Here is a 15,927-nt window from a genome sequence, read left to right on the forward strand (position 1 = left end):
CTGATTGACTCATTTAGAGATGAAAAAAGCTGTGAAAGAATAATCTTTACTCAAGTCAAGGAACTTAACCGAAAACTCAAACCAAACCCTAATTCACAATTTACACAATAATCCTTGCACTACCCTGATCTCTCAAGTCTTGACAAAATGGAATGGTTTTAGTATTCTTTCCTCAGGTCTAATGTCTCAACGGAACGCTTACTCCTATGCGATACTCAATTGCCCTGGTGAGTAGTGCTGTCCTTGTAGCAGGACTCACTTTCACAGTACTTAATGATTCCGATCCGATTCAAGAGCCATTGGTTGAAGGCAGACTCTCGTATGCGAAAACGGATACGGTTTACGCTCAGTTGAAAAGGGACGGTGCGTTGATCAGGCGAAAACAGTTGCCTAACGATTACTTCTTCGTACAACGAGGCTACCCCAACGGTTCAATTCCTAACGAAACAGTTCGTCAGGCCTATGAGCAAGCAGCCCAAGAAAGAGCAACCAAAGATCGCCAATCCCCTTTTGCAGCTTCTGTCTGGGAATCGATCGGACCGACCAACGTGCCGGGACGCATATCCTCGCTGACCGGCCTTACCGACGACGCACCGAACATTATTATCGCCGGAAGCGCCACCGGCGGCGTGTACAAGTCGATAGACACCGGTCATACATGGGAGAGAATCTTTGGCTATCCGTATACAATCGGCGCCCTCGATATGGTTGTCTCGGGCAGCGACACGATTGTTTACGTCGGCACGGGGGAAGCCAATAACGATGGCGGTGCTTATCCCGGTGACGGCGTTTACAAGAGCACGGATTTTGGTCAGACTTGGACATGGAAGGGCTTGGACTTCAGCCGTCACATCAGCCGGATCATTATCGACCCGTTGAGACCGGATACCGTGTTTGTAGCTGCAATGGGTGACGTATACGAGACTGGACTTGAGCGCGGTGTTTATCGAAGCAGTAATGGCGGGGATAGCTGGACGGAAGTGCTGTGGGTGAGCGATTCGACCGGCTGCACTGACCTGACCTTTGATCCCGACGAGGGTGTCCTTCTCGCCGCCATGATGGAACGGCTTAGGAGAGTGGACGGCCATCGGTTGGGAGGACCGACTTCCGGGGTTTATCGTTCCAATGATTACGGCCTGACCTGGAATCTGCTGGGAGCGTTCGAGGGTCTCCCGGCACCGGCCGATTCGATAGGTAGAATCGGCCTCACTTACAACACATTCTGGGATCGAGCCTATGCCATTTATGCTGATTCATCCGGAAAGTTTATGGCCCTGTACATGAGTAGTGATTGGGGTATCAGCTGGAATCAAACTGTCGATACTATCCTGACTGACTTGTACGGTGGGGCTGATTACAACTTCGGTTGGTACTTCGGACAGATAGCCTGTGAATCTCTAATCGAAGATTACGTTTTCGTGGGCGGGTTGAACCTGTACCGAGGCGACCTCGTCGGCATCCTCGACGACAACTGGGAATATATGGGCGCCTCTATGCATGTCGATTTACATGCGTTTCATTACGGCACCAGCGTCAGCGATTTGAAATTCTACGTGGGCACCGATGGCGGCGTGTATTATTCGGACGAAGACGGCGATGCGTACACCTATCATAACCGCGACGGCATGGCCAACACACAGTTCTACACAGTGACTATCGACCCGCATTCTCCGGATCGTGTCTACGGCGGGACTCAGGACAACGGCACACTAGTGACCGAGAGCGGCCTCCCCGATGACTGGCGCAATGTCCTCCAGGGTGATGGTTTTGTGGTGCAGGTTGATCCGGTCGACCCGGACGTCGTCTATGCCGAATACCAATTCGGACATATCTATAAATCGAATTCTCAAGGGTACAGCTTCGTTACGGCACAAAACGGAATCGACTTTGAAACTGATCGCCACGGTTGGAAAACACCATACGTGATAGACCCCAACGACCATCTCACTCTTTACTACGGCACTCAGAGACTGTACAAGTCTATCGACGGTGCCGAAAACTGGTCACCTATTACCGGCGATCTGACCAATGGTCCTCATTCCGGGACACTGTCCTATGGCACGATCACTGCGATTGCTGTCGCTCCCTCTAACTCGAACACCATCTATGTTGGCACCGACGATGCCAACGTCTGGGTATCAACAAACGGCGGTGCCGGCTTTGACCCGATCCATACGTCCCTGCCTGATCGCTGGGTCACGAGTTTAGCCGTTGATCCCTCTGATGATGCCGTCGCGTATGTTACGTTTTCGGGCTTCTTTGAGGGAGTTGAGGAAGGCCACGTGTATCGGACAGACGACTTCGGCTCCAATTGGACGCTGATCTATCCGGGATTTCTGCCTGTAAATGATCTTATCGTCGACCCCGATCTCGACTCCACGTTGTATCTTGCGAATGATCTTGCTGTTTGGGTCACGCACAATCTCGGTATGACCTGGGTCCAACTCGGCACCGGTTTACCGCTAATTCCTATTCTGGACATAGACCTTCATTCGCCGACACGCAAACTGGTGGCAGCCTCTTATGGTATGTCGATGTTTGCAACCTATCTTGACTGCCCTGAAATCACCGACACCGACGGCGACTGTGTGGCCGACGGTACCGACAACTGTCCTACTCTCTTCAACCCTCTCCAAACCGACAGTGATTTCGATGGGGTCGGCGATGCCTGCGATTTTTGCGCCTTTGGTCCTGCGTCACCACCGACGACACCACCGGATACGTTCTGGACCAAGACCTTCGACAGTGATGACTCCATCGAAGTGTCGTTTAAGGAGATTCTCGAAACACGGGATGGCGGGTACTTTCTGGCCGGAGACAAGGCGTTCGGTGGCATCCGTACCAACTACGTTGCTAAACTCGATGCTGCCGGTAATCTGGAGTGGGATGCAACTGGTACACTCTCGGGAAACCCCTGGCGAGAAGGCGGGGGAGCCGTGGAACTACCGAATGGGACTATTCACACCAGTTTCTCGTCAAAAGTCTCACCATCCGGCAACGTGGATATTGTAAGTAGAAGGTACTATACAGATGGCACTAGTTATCCGGTTGGACCGGTGATTGGCGAAGACAGCATTTCCGAATTCTGCACCTCCGTAATACAAGCCGGAACCGGGTTCATGCTAGGGGGCTATAGCTCTGAAGGTTCAAAGCACGGACCGTTACTGGTGAAACTTGACGCACAGGCTCGCTTCCGATGGATGCGCCATTACAGTATCGGCATCACTGCATTCGGCGCCGATGTAACCCAGACGTCCGACGGTGGATATGCGCTAACCGGACCTGCTGAATTCGACAGTGGCAACTTCGATGTGTTCATTCTGAAGACAACCCCCGAAGGAGACAGCGCCTGGATGACCTCCTATGGTGGCTCCGGTAATGAACAGGCCAGCGCTATAGTTGGGACACCCGATGGCGGCTTTGTAGTCGCAGGATATACAACATCCTTTGGAGCCGGATCACTCGACATGTATTTTGTACGAACCGACTCCGTTGGCGCCGTTATCTGGCAGCAGACCTATGGTGGAACCGGCGGGGACGTCGCTTACGATCTGCGCATCGCAAACGACGGGGATTTCCTCGTGACAGGCCTCACTATCGATGGGACAGGCGATTTGCAGGGAATCATTCTGAAGCTCAACTGCGATGGTGATACCGTCTGGACGAAGAAAGTCGGAGCGGCGCAAGACCAGTGGTTGACGCTCGGGATGCAAACATCAAACGGTCGATATCTCACGGCAGGATCAATCGGACCCTTTCCAAGCGGTCCAGCTGACATGTTCGTGGTAGCTTTCGGTCCCAACACTCTATCCGGAACAGATGTAGAAGTGAGCCTGGGCTTTGGAATTCAAACCACATTCTCAACGGTTTCCGGTGATGGCAACACCGAAGTCGATACATCGTCAACCGGCCCACCCCCGTCGGGTAGTTATCAATTCCTGCCGAGCACTTCGCCCATTTATTATGACATCACGACGGATGCCACTTATTCAGGCGATGTTGAGGTTTGTTTTGAGTATGATCCGAGTATCGTTTCCGATGAATCCAGCCTCGCCGTCTTGCATTATACGGGGAGCGTGTGGACGGATATTACAACTTCACTTGACACCGTCGCAAACATAATCTGCGGGACAACTTCTGCCCTCTCCCCATTCGTGCTCGCCGCCTCGGAGGGTTGTTGTGTTGGTGAACGAGGCAACGTCGACTTTGATATTAATGACGTAATAGACATTTCAGACCTGGTCTACCTGGTGGACTACATGTTTGCCGGTGGCCCGGCGCCTGAGTGCACGGAGGAAGCAGACACCGACGGTTCCGGAGGAATCGACATCTCCGACCTTGTCTATCTCGTCGACTACATGTTCACCGGTGGTCCGCAGCCGCCGCTGTGTCCGTGATTCTCATTGCAGGTTTGTAGGTCAGGTCCCTTGCCGACCTGACGGCATCACTTGTGCCCGCTTGATCGTCAGATCGCGCGAACAGGCACCGCCGGATTTATATAGAGGCTGATTCTCAAGACCCAACCATTACAAGAACGAGATTGCCGCGGCACGTCCGCCGCGGCGGACGCCTCGCAATGACGAAGCACCGCGGGAAACACATGATACTCATTTACAGGTGGCTTGCCCGTGTCACTCTGAGCGCCCCCAACGTCACCCTGAGCGCCCCCAACCTCACCCTGAGCGCCCCCAACGTCACCCTGAGCGGAGTCGAAGGGTGGGCGTGCTAACTCGTCAGCCGGGCCAATCGCTCACGAGTGTCGATGATTTCATCAAGCTCGACGTCAGGATCAGACCAATATTTCAGAACCTCGCGGTAAGCTTCCACAGCGGCATCCGGGTCGCCCAAAGCCTCCTCGGCGATACCCATGTAATACAAACTCGGTAGATAGTTCCACGAGTTGGTGGTTTCGTGTTGGCCCGAAAGAACCTCGGACAAAACCGTCTTGCCCTCATCGTAGCGGTGGGTCAAGACCAACAACGCACCCCACTGGGCGCGAACGCCCGACCCACCTTGATTCGCATCTTCGATAAGGGAGCGCAGTGCGTCTATCAACAAGGCGGTGTCGGCGTTGCATCGGGCGTCGAACATGTTCTGAAGTAGATCAGCGAGGTTCCACATCTCTTGGGGCAGTCGGGAACGGAAGTCGTTCAGGCCTGTTTCGATCAGCGGCCGGACGGTCGGCTCGGACGATGGGTCCCATTGGACCTCACTGACGTACAGGTCGAGCTTCTGGAATATCGTAGCCCACTTCAGTGCTTCATGATTGTAGTGTAGAGACGAGTCTTTCATATCAAGGGTTTCATACCGATTCGAAATCCTGATATAGGCTTGAGTGATCCTGGAACTGTCGTTCATTCCTTTGGCCACTTCCAGACCGTTGAAGAGTTCATCCATGCCACTGTGGAATCTCCCTTTCCAGAACTCCTGGTTGCACCTGAAATAATGGTAGTTCAACATTTTGAAAGGATCATCGCCGTGCTTCTCTCGAATCTTCTCGGTATAGAAAGCGGCGCTGTCGAAATTCCGTTTTATAATGTACGAAGATAGCAGTGTGGTCAGAGCCTGGTCATCATCCGGGAACTTCTGCAACAGTTCTTGGGCCGTCGCAATAGCTTCGTCGTGAAGGTCCAACTGGTGATAGGCGGTCATGAGGATTTGATACGATTCAGGAGATTCCGGATAGTAGCTTTTCATCAGAATTCCGTACTCGATGACCTTGTCGTAGTCCTGGAGCCCCCCGTATATCTGGGTGTACCAAGACAGGGCAAGCATGAATCGACTATCGAGAGCCATAACAGTGTCGAGGTGGGCCAGCGCCGACTCGCTGTCCTTCCCTAGTTGATGCAGGAGAATGGCGTAGAAAGAACGTGCCTCCTTGTCGTTGGGATAGTTGGCCACGAAGGCCTTGCATTTGACCATGCCGTCGTCGTACTGCTGGTTGAACCAGATATCGTTGTAGATATCCAGTAGGGACCTTTCCTTGATCGGCAGGCGATCCTCGAACCGTTGGGCCGCCGCGAAATACGGTATGGCTTCCTGAGCCCGGTTTCTGAGAGAGTACCCCATCCCGATCCGCATGTACGGTAGGGCGAAGTTTGAATCAATCGCGATCGCCTTCTCAAAATGCTCGTTGGCCTCGTCGTACTCCGAAAGACCGAACTTGTCCATACCGAGGATATACTCGCGATAGGCTTCGGGTGATGACGATGTGATGTCGGCTACTTCACGATCGGCCGATTTGGGCCCCTTGACATTCATCGACCGCGCGATCTTCTGGGTGAGACTGTCGACCAGCACGAAGGGATCATCGCCGACAACTTTCTCAGCCAGCAGTATCTGTCCCGATTTGATATCCTCCAGCCGGGCATCGATGCGAATCTTGTCACCCATTTTGTAGAAGGCTCCCGACAACACGGTAGCCGCACCGAGAGACCGGGCAGCCGTTACACATTCCTGGTGTGAAGCCAGGTCGGTAGTGCTTTTCACTTTGTCTGAAAGACAGTCCAGCACGCGGCTGCGTCCGATGATATTCATGGCGCCGCTCTGAGCCAAGTCGGTCAGCAGAATCTCAGGCAATCCGGCCTGCAACCAGTCGAGTTCTGTGTTGCCGGTCTTATTGTCGAAACCCAGAATGGCCAGAGCGTTGGCCTGGACTGGTAACTTGGGCAGCCCCGAAACACGAATGGACCCGTCCTCGTCCAATAGTCCCTGGTCAGCTAAAGCCCGAGTGATGTTCTCTCCGAGGTTTTCGAGATTGGCCAGCCCACTTACCGGAGTATCATCCGAATGACTCACAAATACCACCGGCACCACAACCATGATCAGGATCGCCAATAGCGTCACAAGAGCCGCTATCGCCAAGACGACTTTCTTCCAACTCAAGTTGAACATAACGGTCTTTTTGAACTTAGGCGCATTGGTCATGACTGAAGAACTATCGGAGATGGTGCTGTCATGCTGACGTCTCAGACTGCGCAGATCAACCACCAAATCGCGCGTGTCCTGGTAGCGATCGTTGGGGTCTTTTTGCAAACACTTGTCGATGATTCGTTCAAGCTCGGCCGGGATGCTCTCGTTCTTCAGCCTCAACGGCTCCTGGCGACCCTCCAGAATCTTGGCCAGCACAGAGACTTTGTCCGGTCCTTCGAATGGCGACACGCCTGAAAACATCCGGTAGAGCAGAATGCCGAACGAAAAAATGTCCGAGCGGGTGTCGATTGGTCCACCGCGCGCTTGTTCCGGTGACATGTAGGTCACGGTCCCCAGGATTTTGCCTTCCTGAGTCAGCTCATTGGAGGCGGTGTCGGTCATGTCGGCCTCTTTTGAGCCGAGCACTATGTCCAGTGGTTTGGCCAGACCGAAGTCAAGAATCTTGACCTCGCCGGTGTCGTCGACTTTGATGTTGTCGGACTTGATGTCACGATGGACGATCTTGAGCTGGTGTGCAGCCGACAATCCGGCGGCGATTCGTTCGGACAGCCTGAGCAGTTCGGCGTTGGAAGGAGTCCGACTTACCAGGTATTCAGAGAGTGTCTGGCCGCTGACATTTTCCATTACGATGTAGGAGATATCTCTATCCGATGACTCATCGCGGGCGCGATCCAGATCGTAGATAGCCATAACGTTGGCGTGCGATATTTTTGCAGCCGTCTTGGCTTCACGGGTAAAGCGCTGCAGCCGGTCAGGATCGTCGAAAAACTCCGACTGCAAAATCTTGAGAGCGACATTGCGACCCAGTTTCAGGTCCTCGGCCAGATATACTTCGCCCATGCCGCCCTCGCCGAGTTTGCGGATAACTTTGAAATGCGCGAATTGTCGACCTTCATCAAATATCACTGTATTGCCCTCTTGACTGTCAGGATAGTTATGTCATCCGACCGTGGCGCTTCCCCCATGAATTCGTTTATCGATCCCATCAGTTTGTCCACGATCTGTTGGCTGCCCTCGCTTCGAACCGCGGTGACCAGTTGCTCGGTTCGTTTTTCGCCAAACTGCTCACCGCCGCGGTCGGCTTCGGTGACACCATCGGAGAAAACAAAGATCAGATCGCCCGGCTCAAGCTTGGCCGTTTGCTCCGGCCACTCGAAAGCCCCGAAAGCTCCTATCATAATACCGGAAGGCTCAAGGTGCTCGTGAGACCCGTCGGCCCGCACCAGCAACGGCGGGTTGTGACCCGAATTGATGTAGCGGACGGTTGAATCGCCGGGGTCAATGAGACCCACGAACAAAGTGGCGAAGTCCTCGGGATCACTGTTCTCGAAAAGCTGCTGGGACACCCGCTGAACGGCCAGAGCCAGGTCAAAACGGCGTGATTCGTACAGAATGCGAAAAGAAGCGAGAATGTTGGCCATCAACAGAGCCGCGCCCATACCTTTTCCGGAAACATCGGCCACCATGAAGAGTAAGCGATCATCGGCCAGTTTCCGAAAATCGTAAAGGTCGCCCCCGACCGATTGGCACTGTTCCTGAAAGGCGCAGATGTCCCATCCGGGTAGTTCGGGCGGCGTTTCAACCAGGAGTTTTTTCTGAATGGCCGAGGCCCGCTTGAGTTCGGCATCCAACACATGTTTTTCCTGCCGCTCGGTCATCAGTGCGTAGTTCAAAAGACGGGATGCGACCAGGTTGCCGAACGTGGCCAGCACGCGAAGTTGTTCATCGTCGTAATGATGTCGAGGATCAGCCGTGTCGGCATACAGGATACCCAAGACCTTTCCTTCATCGAACAACGGTACGGCCACGGCCGAGGACAACTGCGACATTATTATCGACTGTTGGGAGGCAAATCGCGGATCATCCAGAGGATTTGAGATCAGAATCGCGTTCTTGTTGGTAATAATCTCGCTGACGATAGTGCGTGAGAGACTAAAAGCGCCTGGATCGCGCCCGCCGGGCAAGAGGCAGGCGGCGGTGAGGACCTCACTCTGATCTTCGGAAACGAAAAGCACGGCCAGCCGTTCGGCCTTGATCACACGAGAGATCATCTCAAGCGAACGGTTCAGCATAACATCCTGCGGTTCATGCCCACCGAGCATCTTGGCCATCTCAAACAGCGTGCTGAGCAACTCCGGCTGGTCGCCGACCTTCTGCGGCAGCGGTTTAAGAGCTTCATTTATGGACAGAAAGACGGAATTCTGAGGATCATGCTCGGAAAGCCGTGCCGTGGTCCGTTCCACCGAACCGGCTGTGGCTTCTTCGGCCGAAGCGATTCTGAATTCGGTGGAGCCAAAGGTGATGTTGTCCTGAATCTTGATCGGGATGCGTTCGGTAACAGCCATGCCGTTGAGTTGCGTACCGTTGTGACTGCCGAGGTCCTTCAGGAAGCAGTCGGCCTTATCCGATGACACTTCGATCTCAGCGTGACTTCGGGATACTGTCTTGTCCGGTATGTAGCATTGGCAATCCGGGCTGCGGCCAATCGTATGTCGTCCCGGGGACAGCGCCCAGGAGTAGAATCGTCTGCCGTCGGTTCCAACCAGTTTTAGCATAAGTATACAACCTAATCTTACAAATATAACGCCATAAAGGCCGGGGAGTTCTGAATATCGGCGTCAAAGTAAGGTAGTATACAATCGAGGGCAAGTGGATTTCTGGGTGTAGCCGGGAGGAAAGCATCGGTCCGGCAGTCTCTGTTGGCACCTTTTGAGTTTCAGCGCACATGACGGAGTGTTTTTCGGCGCCTGCAAAAGATTTTTACTTGATTTACTCCCGTGTGATTTGGATGTTGACATGATGGTAAGAGAGATACTATACTATCGATTGTTACTACCGGCAGAGTTGTTATGATGGCTAATGTACTATTTCCTGCATGCGGTGCTGTGCGCGGCATAAGTCGACTATTCGGTGACTTGCAGCCGGTGGCGTACCGCGCCGTTTGGATCGGTCAGCATGCGCCGCACCGACTCCACGAATGTCGGTTGGGATCACAATTGGGTGTCTTCGACCAGGGAGGTATTTGAGTGTTCAGCAACAGACATATTCTGCGAAGGTACCAGATAGCGTCGCTGTTGGTTGTGTCGATCATCGTTGGCGGTTTTCAACCGGCTTTCGCTCAGCCAGGTGTCACCAACGTCATTTATCCTGACCCGTCGTTTTCCACCGGTATGTTCAAAAGTGTCATCATCAATTCGAGCGCCATTCCAGGCGCCGATGTCTATGAAGTTTGTTTTTTCGACTCGGCTGATACCGAAAATACCACCTGTGCCGTGCTAACTCCGGCTGGACGTGATGCACTCGCGGCGGACCTTGAGGACGTGGTTGAGGGTCGCATCTACGGCTGTTTTATCCGGGCTCACTTTGACCAGAACGGTAAGACGGCCTGCAGTGACACTCTGTTTCTGACCGGGGAAGCCACGACACATTGCCGAGTAATCGCCAACAACGCACGGAAGAGTTTGGGCGCATACGATGCGGCAGGCGCCCAGAGCGTCACCCGCGCCCACAATTATCCCAATCCGTTCAATCCCAAAGAGGAAGATACCAGGATCGTCTTCGAGTCGGGCGGCGGCGGTAGTGTCACCATACTGATTTATGACCTCTTCGGGAACTTGGTGTACGAAGAGAACGATGTCGATACCGACGATTTGAGATGGGAAGGGCGCAATGGTCGGGGCGAACTTGTCGGCAGCGGCGGCTATATCTGCCTGCTGAAAGTCGGAGATTCAATTGTCTCCAAGCATAAGATAGCGGTGATTAAATGAGTGCGGGGAACCTAAGGTGGCTAACTCAGTCGCCGGTTTTATGGGTCATTGCGCTGGGCATTACCATGCTGACGGCATCCCCGGCAGCGACTATGGCCGCAGGCGGCGAGGCAGGTGAGGCCGATGAGTTCTTACGCTATGGTTCAAATGTACGCTCCCTGGGTATGGGACGAGCCTACGTGGCTCTGGCCGACGATGCTTCTGCCCTCTATCATAACCCGGCCGGGCTGATACGTCTGACTCGCGGCTACTCCGTTTACGGCATGCATTTCAGACCGTTTTACGAAAGCAACTACAACTTCGTCTCTCTGGCTATCAGCCGCCCCGATCCCACCGCCACCGGGTTAAAAAATATCTTCCTGGGTCCCAGTGCGGCCTGGGGCTTCGCTATTGTTCACCTGGGTTCCGATGGGTACGAGCAGCGAGATGATAACGACAATCTGGTCGATGAGGATTTCGGACTCTACCAACAAGCCTTTATGCTCGCCTTTGCTCGGGAAGCCGCTGGTTCGGCCGGGATTCTGAACTATGGAGCCACCTTCAAGGTGGTCCGACACGGTGTCTCCGACGCCACTTCAGAATACAACAATTCGGAAAGCAGCGTTGGTCTCGACCTTGGAGCACAGTTGCAGATGATTAATCCGCCGCTGGTGAAGGAACTCACCAGGGTACCTCTGATCGGCACCTTTTTCCAGCTCAAGCACCTAATGCCGTTACGCCTCGGTGTCAACATTCGCAACGTGATATCTCCAAAACTGGGATATGGTGGCAAGGCCGACAAATACCCTACCGCCTTGAGAGTCGGCGCCAGTTACCGCCTGCCAAGTGATTGGCTGTTACAAAACTCCGGCGTGCTGCTGGTCAGCGATTACGAGTGGCTTTTCGACGACATGGACAGGCTCATTCGTCTGAGCCGCCGCGTATCGTTTTCCAAAATTGCGCCGGGAGCCGGACAGTATTTCGGCACCGAGTTTCAGTACCAGACAGAGAAACTGAAACTGTCGCCACGCTTCGGGTTGAGCCATGTCTATAATGATTGGAAATTCTCGACCGGTTTTGGCGTGGCGTTCGAGGCGTCGGGCATGGATTTCCAGTTCGACTTTGCTCACGGCTACCACGAAAACCTGGCTGACGATCAGCGGATTTCGTTGACCATTAGATTCGGCGGCAAGCGTGATGCCGATTATTTTGTCGACCCATGGCAGATCCGCCCTATCGTGTCACCTGACACGATGTGGTCAATAGATCCCTGTGAGCCGCCAGTCGAACCGCTGGCAGACGAATCCGATGAGTCTGCCGACACCGTGACCTCCCCAGGCACCAATTTGTCGCGCCGGAGTACAGCTTTGCGGGTGGTATCAGGTTTTCCGGACCTGTGGGAGGAGGCGTTACCAGCCGCCGTCACACTGGCCCGGGAACTGGACACGGCTAATGCTGACAGGTACCTGGAACTTGTCGGTGGACCCTTGTTGGCGGTGAACCTCGCCGAAAGAGCTATTGGTACTTTCCAAATCGATAGACGTGGTGAGGCAAGTCGTGTTGCCCTGGAGGCTATCGCTCGGTTTGAAGAACTGGTCGCCGAATCTCCGGACATAATGGGCGACTACTTCAATGTGTTGCTCGGCCAATGTGAGATGATCAACGCCGCTACCGTCGAAGGCGCCGCTGCCAATGGCGCCTGGTCACGCGCCGCCGATCTCTTGTACCGTGCCCTGGACAATGTCCAGTGCCTGAAACTGCATTTCCTGATCGGAACCTGCCACCAGAAAGAGAAAGACTTCACCAGGGCAGCCGAGCAGTTCCAAAAAGGTCTGGAGACATCGGATGCAGATTCACAAAGCATGCGCACGCTGTCTCGACTGTTGCTGGGCGAGGCTCTGTTGAACAGCAACCACGCCGACTCGGCCATAGCGGTCTTGTCGAAATTGACTCAAAGCCAGACGCTGCCGATGGCTTCGCTGAGCGCGGACTATCCGCGTTACTGGACGTTTGATGACATGCGCGTTCCCGACGATGCCCAGTATTTTATCGCTCGGTGCTATCTGAGTTTGAACGACGACAGCCGGGCAGCAGCCGAGTTTGTCAAAATCTGTCGCTTTTATCCCGGCTCCGACAAGTGTGAAGAGGCGGCAGTTGAAACCAATCAGGCCGTACAGAAACTGTTGAATAGGTAAGAGTAGAGATAGGAGAGCAGATGTTGTTGACACAGATAATCAGAATAAAAAGCCGTGGTGTCTTCTGGATCGCCCTGGCAGGGTTAGTGATCGGGGGCACCAGCCTGGGCTGGGCACAATCGGTAGATACTACGATTTGCATCAAAAAGCCTGTCGCGATCAGGAGCGATACGGCCCAGGGTACCGATGTGGACATTCGTGTCAGATGGCAGGTGGAGTGCGACACCCTTCGATTACCGCCGCAGACATTTGATGAGTTCCGAGTATGGTGTTCCGAAGACGCGCTCTTCGATGGTGTCACCGTCCAGTCGCAAAGGATCACCGATGACTCTGTCATTGTATTCTATGGCAAAGATTCTACCGCCAGCTATTACTTCAAAGTAGTGGGGTACAGAGGCGGCGAGGAGATTACCACATCGGAGATAATGCCTTTCTCCCTGGTGCGAGCAGGAGAGGGCGTTTATTATCGAACACTGGGCTACTGGTTTCTGTGGCTTCTGGATCACATCGGGCTGATTGATGAGGATGGTCGTAAGAAAGCGTGGGTAAAGTCCTCACCAACCGGCTGGGCTGCGTTCGAGTTGATTGCCATATTCTTTGTCATAGGCAGCATTGTTTGGATAAGCAGAACCTGGTTGGCGCTCAGGTCGACCAAAGTCTTCCTGGTTAATAAGCGGATTGGAGGACGCAACGAGGTCGATGTGGTCCTCCGTGAGCAGGAGGTAGAGTCTCTTAGGCCGGATCAGAAGAACACTCTCGCTCAGTTGATAAAGGACCGATTGACCCGCGGGTCCTTCAAGGGACTGTGGGGCCGACTTATCAGTGTCGCGTTGTGGGAATTCACGGTAAGACGCCGGGTCACACAAAAACGCTTTCGCTGTGTTCCCACGGTGAGGATTCTGCTATCATCGGCAACCGCCCTGCGTACCAGCAAAGAGATCGAGGACGCCATAGAGGTTCGCGTCCAGGCGGAGGAAGAGGAACTGCGCAAACGGAGTTTCATTGATATCCTCTGGGCCTTGGGTGTAACGGCGCCCCTGGTGGGGTTGTTCGGAACCGTAACCGGTATTAGCGAGTCGTTCAAGATCATCGGCAAGAGAGAAGTTCAAGAAAGTGGATTCATGGAGGCTCTCGCCAGCGGCATCAACGAAGCGCTGTACACTACTATCTGTGGATTGATAGTCGGGATCGCCTTCATGTTGGCCTATTACTGGTACAATTACAAACTGGAGCGAATTCATGCCATGTGGGTGATATTTGCTTCGGAGTTTATTGACCAGCTCAAACACCAGGTGGGTAATAGCAAAGCCGATAAAAACGAACCGGCATGATTGCGGATGTGAAGTGCAATGAAGTTTCGAAAGATCAAAGCAGCCAAGGAACTTGAGATTGTCAGCCTCATCGACGTTGTCTTCCTGCTGATAATCTTCGGCCTGGTCATGAAGGTCTATGAGATATCGGCGGAGGATCCCGGCGAAGAACTGGCCAAGACGCTCAAGATAGAAATCTGGCGGCAGTCCGAAACCGACGAGCAGGGAACGTTGCGCTCCTGGTCGGCCGTCAGATTCCTCGATACCGACGGCGCTTTGATCAGCGATACCGGCCTCTTCCCCCCCGATGCCGGTCTTGAACGAAGCAGCTTGAGTGATGGGCAGTTCGAACAATTGGATGCCTGCAAGCTCATTCGCCGCCAGCTTGAGGATTACATGCTGACGTTCGAGGCGGAGGATGTGGCTGATCCAACCCATAAGATCCACTTGGTGGTGGCCTCAGATACCAGGGTCAGGATTGTCAATTTCATCGCCAACGAGTGCATACCTTACCGTGATAAAGTACGATGGTTGAGACTGGAAAACGAAGTCAGGTGAATGGGAATCATGTATGCCTTATAGGGTAAGTAGAGTTGGAAGACGGAAGCTCATGCTGTTTCCTTTGATGGACATGTTCTTCATTCTTCTGCTGTTCTTTTTGATCACGTCGGGTTTTTCGACAAAACCACCATCGGAAACGGTCGTGAACTCTGCAGTCCCGAGGCCGGATATCGGCGAAGCCCAGTTTCTGCTCCAGATGGTCAGCCAGAAAAGTGTCGTCTGGTTGGACATGCTTTCATTCCAGGGGCAATGGGCCGGCGACTTCCCAAAGTCGCACACCATCGGTATTTCAAAACTGGAGTTAAAAGAGCGGCTGGGGAGATTCCTCGCCAAATACGGTGATTGCCTGCAAACCGATGTTGTTGCCGTCATCAGGTGTCCCGACAGCCTGACCTTCGGAGATATGGTGACCGTTCAGGAAAACCTCAAGACTGTTTTCGAAGAAAGTCTGCCGGATCACATACTTAAGATGAGCATGGTTGGATGCGTGGGATTTGATTTCTCAGTCGAAGATGTTGCCATCCCGGAAGGCGGCGGGAGAGTGAAACTCAGATGGTAGATTCCTACAAAATGAGAAACTGGCTGAAACTGATCGGCGCTCTCGCATGTGGCGGCTGGTTGGTGGCCGCGCAACCCGGCTGCGACGGCAGACAACCGATCGATTCGATGGAAGCTCCACCCGGTTGTGTCGAAGCCCCGTCCGATACCGTTACAACACCAACGGTCGGCCTGAGGGGTCTGGACCTCACTCCCGGAACCGTCTGCACATTTCAAATCAATTTGAGAGAAGGTCGCTCGTTGTTCTGGGATGACTTTGTCAGACAGTTCCCCAACGCTACCATCATGGTATCGCTGGAGATTGATCGGGCGGGCGGGGTGGCTCGATGGATTGACGAGGACGACGGTCAACAACCGGCTGCACTGACAAAAGTCAAAAAGGCCATTAACACCTGGCGATGGGAAGGCGGATGCCTGTATGGCGTGATCTGCTTTGTCTTCAACACGGCCGAATCCCGTGTATACATCGATGACTCCCGTTTGATTGAAATGCCCGGTTGCGGTGAGGGTGAAATAATCAGAAACCGTTTGCATCGTGTCTATAGAAAGAAACAGATGTACTATTTCTGGGAGAGCAGAAGTGAGATTTGTTACTAGCCGGATGAGTCAGGCTCAGGCGGCTTC

Annotated in this window: 9 protein-coding genes; 7 read left to right on the forward strand and 2 right to left on the reverse strand. The window is 53.6% G+C overall.

Annotation, left to right across the window (positions count from 1 at the left end; genetic code table 11):
- Window positions 1-206 precede the first annotated feature (206 nt).
- Window positions 207-4,397 (forward strand): hypothetical protein, encoded by a 4,191-nt coding sequence (locus OEV49_06615; protein MDH3890740.1) that lies wholly within the window; start codon window positions 207-209, stop codon window positions 4,395-4,397.
- A 328-nt stretch (window positions 4,398-4,725) separates the two neighbouring features.
- Here the strand turns inward: OEV49_06615 and OEV49_06620 are convergent, their stop codons facing one another.
- Together OEV49_06620 and OEV49_06625 are read right to left on the reverse strand one after the other, a co-directional pair.
- Entirely contained in the window at window positions 4,726-7,839 is a 3,114-nt protein-coding gene (locus OEV49_06620) for a protein kinase (GenBank protein ID MDH3890741.1), read from the reverse strand.
- Window positions 7,836-9,488: a SpoIIE family protein phosphatase gene (locus OEV49_06625; protein ID MDH3890742.1), complete on the reverse strand. Its 1,653-nt coding sequence runs from the start codon at window positions 9,486-9,488 to the stop codon at window positions 7,836-7,838. The genes OEV49_06620 and OEV49_06625 overlap by 4 nt, the downstream gene beginning before the upstream one ends.
- Window positions 9,489-9,959: 471 nt before the next feature.
- Here OEV49_06625 and OEV49_06630 point away from each other — a divergent pair, with 471 nt between their 5' ends.
- Genes OEV49_06630 through OEV49_06655 form a run of 6 tightly spaced genes read left to right on the forward strand, consistent with a single transcriptional unit; the run spans window position 9,960 to window position 15,900 of the window.
- Window positions 9,960-10,700, forward strand: coding sequence for a hypothetical protein (locus tag OEV49_06630; protein MDH3890743.1), 741 nt, complete (start codon window positions 9,960-9,962; stop codon window positions 10,698-10,700).
- The gene (locus OEV49_06635) at window positions 10,697-12,874 is read left to right on the forward strand and encodes a hypothetical protein (protein MDH3890744.1); all 2,178 of its coding nucleotides are present in this window, start codon (window positions 10,697-10,699) and stop codon (window positions 12,872-12,874) included. Before OEV49_06630 ends, OEV49_06635 begins: the two co-directional genes overlap by 4 nt.
- 20 nt (window positions 12,875-12,894) lie before the next feature.
- Complete coding sequence (locus OEV49_06640) at window positions 12,895-14,205, forward strand: MotA/TolQ/ExbB proton channel family protein (protein MDH3890745.1); 1,311 nt, start codon at window positions 12,895-12,897, stop codon at window positions 14,203-14,205.
- Window positions 14,206-14,223: 18 nt separating this feature from the next.
- Window positions 14,224-14,742 carry a hypothetical protein gene (locus OEV49_06645; GenBank protein MDH3890746.1) on the forward strand — a complete coding sequence of 173 codons (519 nt, stop codon included), beginning with the start codon at window positions 14,224-14,226 and terminating at the stop codon, window positions 14,740-14,742.
- 52 nt (window positions 14,743-14,794) lie between these two features.
- On the forward strand, window positions 14,795-15,304 hold the full coding sequence (locus OEV49_06650) for a biopolymer transporter ExbD (protein MDH3890747.1): 510 nt from the start codon (window positions 14,795-14,797) through the stop codon (window positions 15,302-15,304).
- Window positions 15,298-15,900, forward strand: a complete 603-nt coding sequence (locus OEV49_06655) for a hypothetical protein (protein ID MDH3890748.1) — start codon at window positions 15,298-15,300, stop codon at window positions 15,898-15,900. Before OEV49_06650 ends, OEV49_06655 begins: the two co-directional genes overlap by 7 nt.
- Window positions 15,901-15,927 lie beyond the last annotated feature (27 nt).

This window comes from Candidatus Zixiibacteriota bacterium (assembly GCA_029860345.1).
Lineage (GTDB): Bacteria > Zixibacteria > MSB-5A5 > GN15 > FEB-12 > JAJRTA01.

What these genes read in the sequence shown, in the direction of transcription:
- OEV49_06615 (MDH3890740.1), top strand. Translation starts at nt 207, where the DNA reads ATGCGATACTCAATTGCCCTGGTGAGTAGTGCTGTCCTTGTAGCAGGA.
- OEV49_06625 (MDH3890742.1), bottom strand. Translation starts at nt 9,488, where the DNA reads ATGCTAAAACTGGTTGGAACCGACGGCAGACGATTCTACTCCTGGGCG.
- OEV49_06635 (MDH3890744.1), top strand. Translation starts at nt 10,697, where the DNA reads ATGAGTGCGGGGAACCTAAGGTGGCTAACTCAGTCGCCGGTTTTATGG.
- OEV49_06640 (MDH3890745.1), top strand. Translation starts at nt 12,895, where the DNA reads ATGTTGTTGACACAGATAATCAGAATAAAAAGCCGTGGTGTCTTCTGG.
- OEV49_06645 (MDH3890746.1), top strand. Translation starts at nt 14,224, where the DNA reads ATGAAGTTTCGAAAGATCAAAGCAGCCAAGGAACTTGAGATTGTCAGC.
- OEV49_06650 (MDH3890747.1), top strand. Translation starts at nt 14,795, where the DNA reads ATGCTGTTTCCTTTGATGGACATGTTCTTCATTCTTCTGCTGTTCTTT.
- OEV49_06655 (MDH3890748.1), top strand. Translation starts at nt 15,298, where the DNA reads ATGGTAGATTCCTACAAAATGAGAAACTGGCTGAAACTGATCGGCGCT.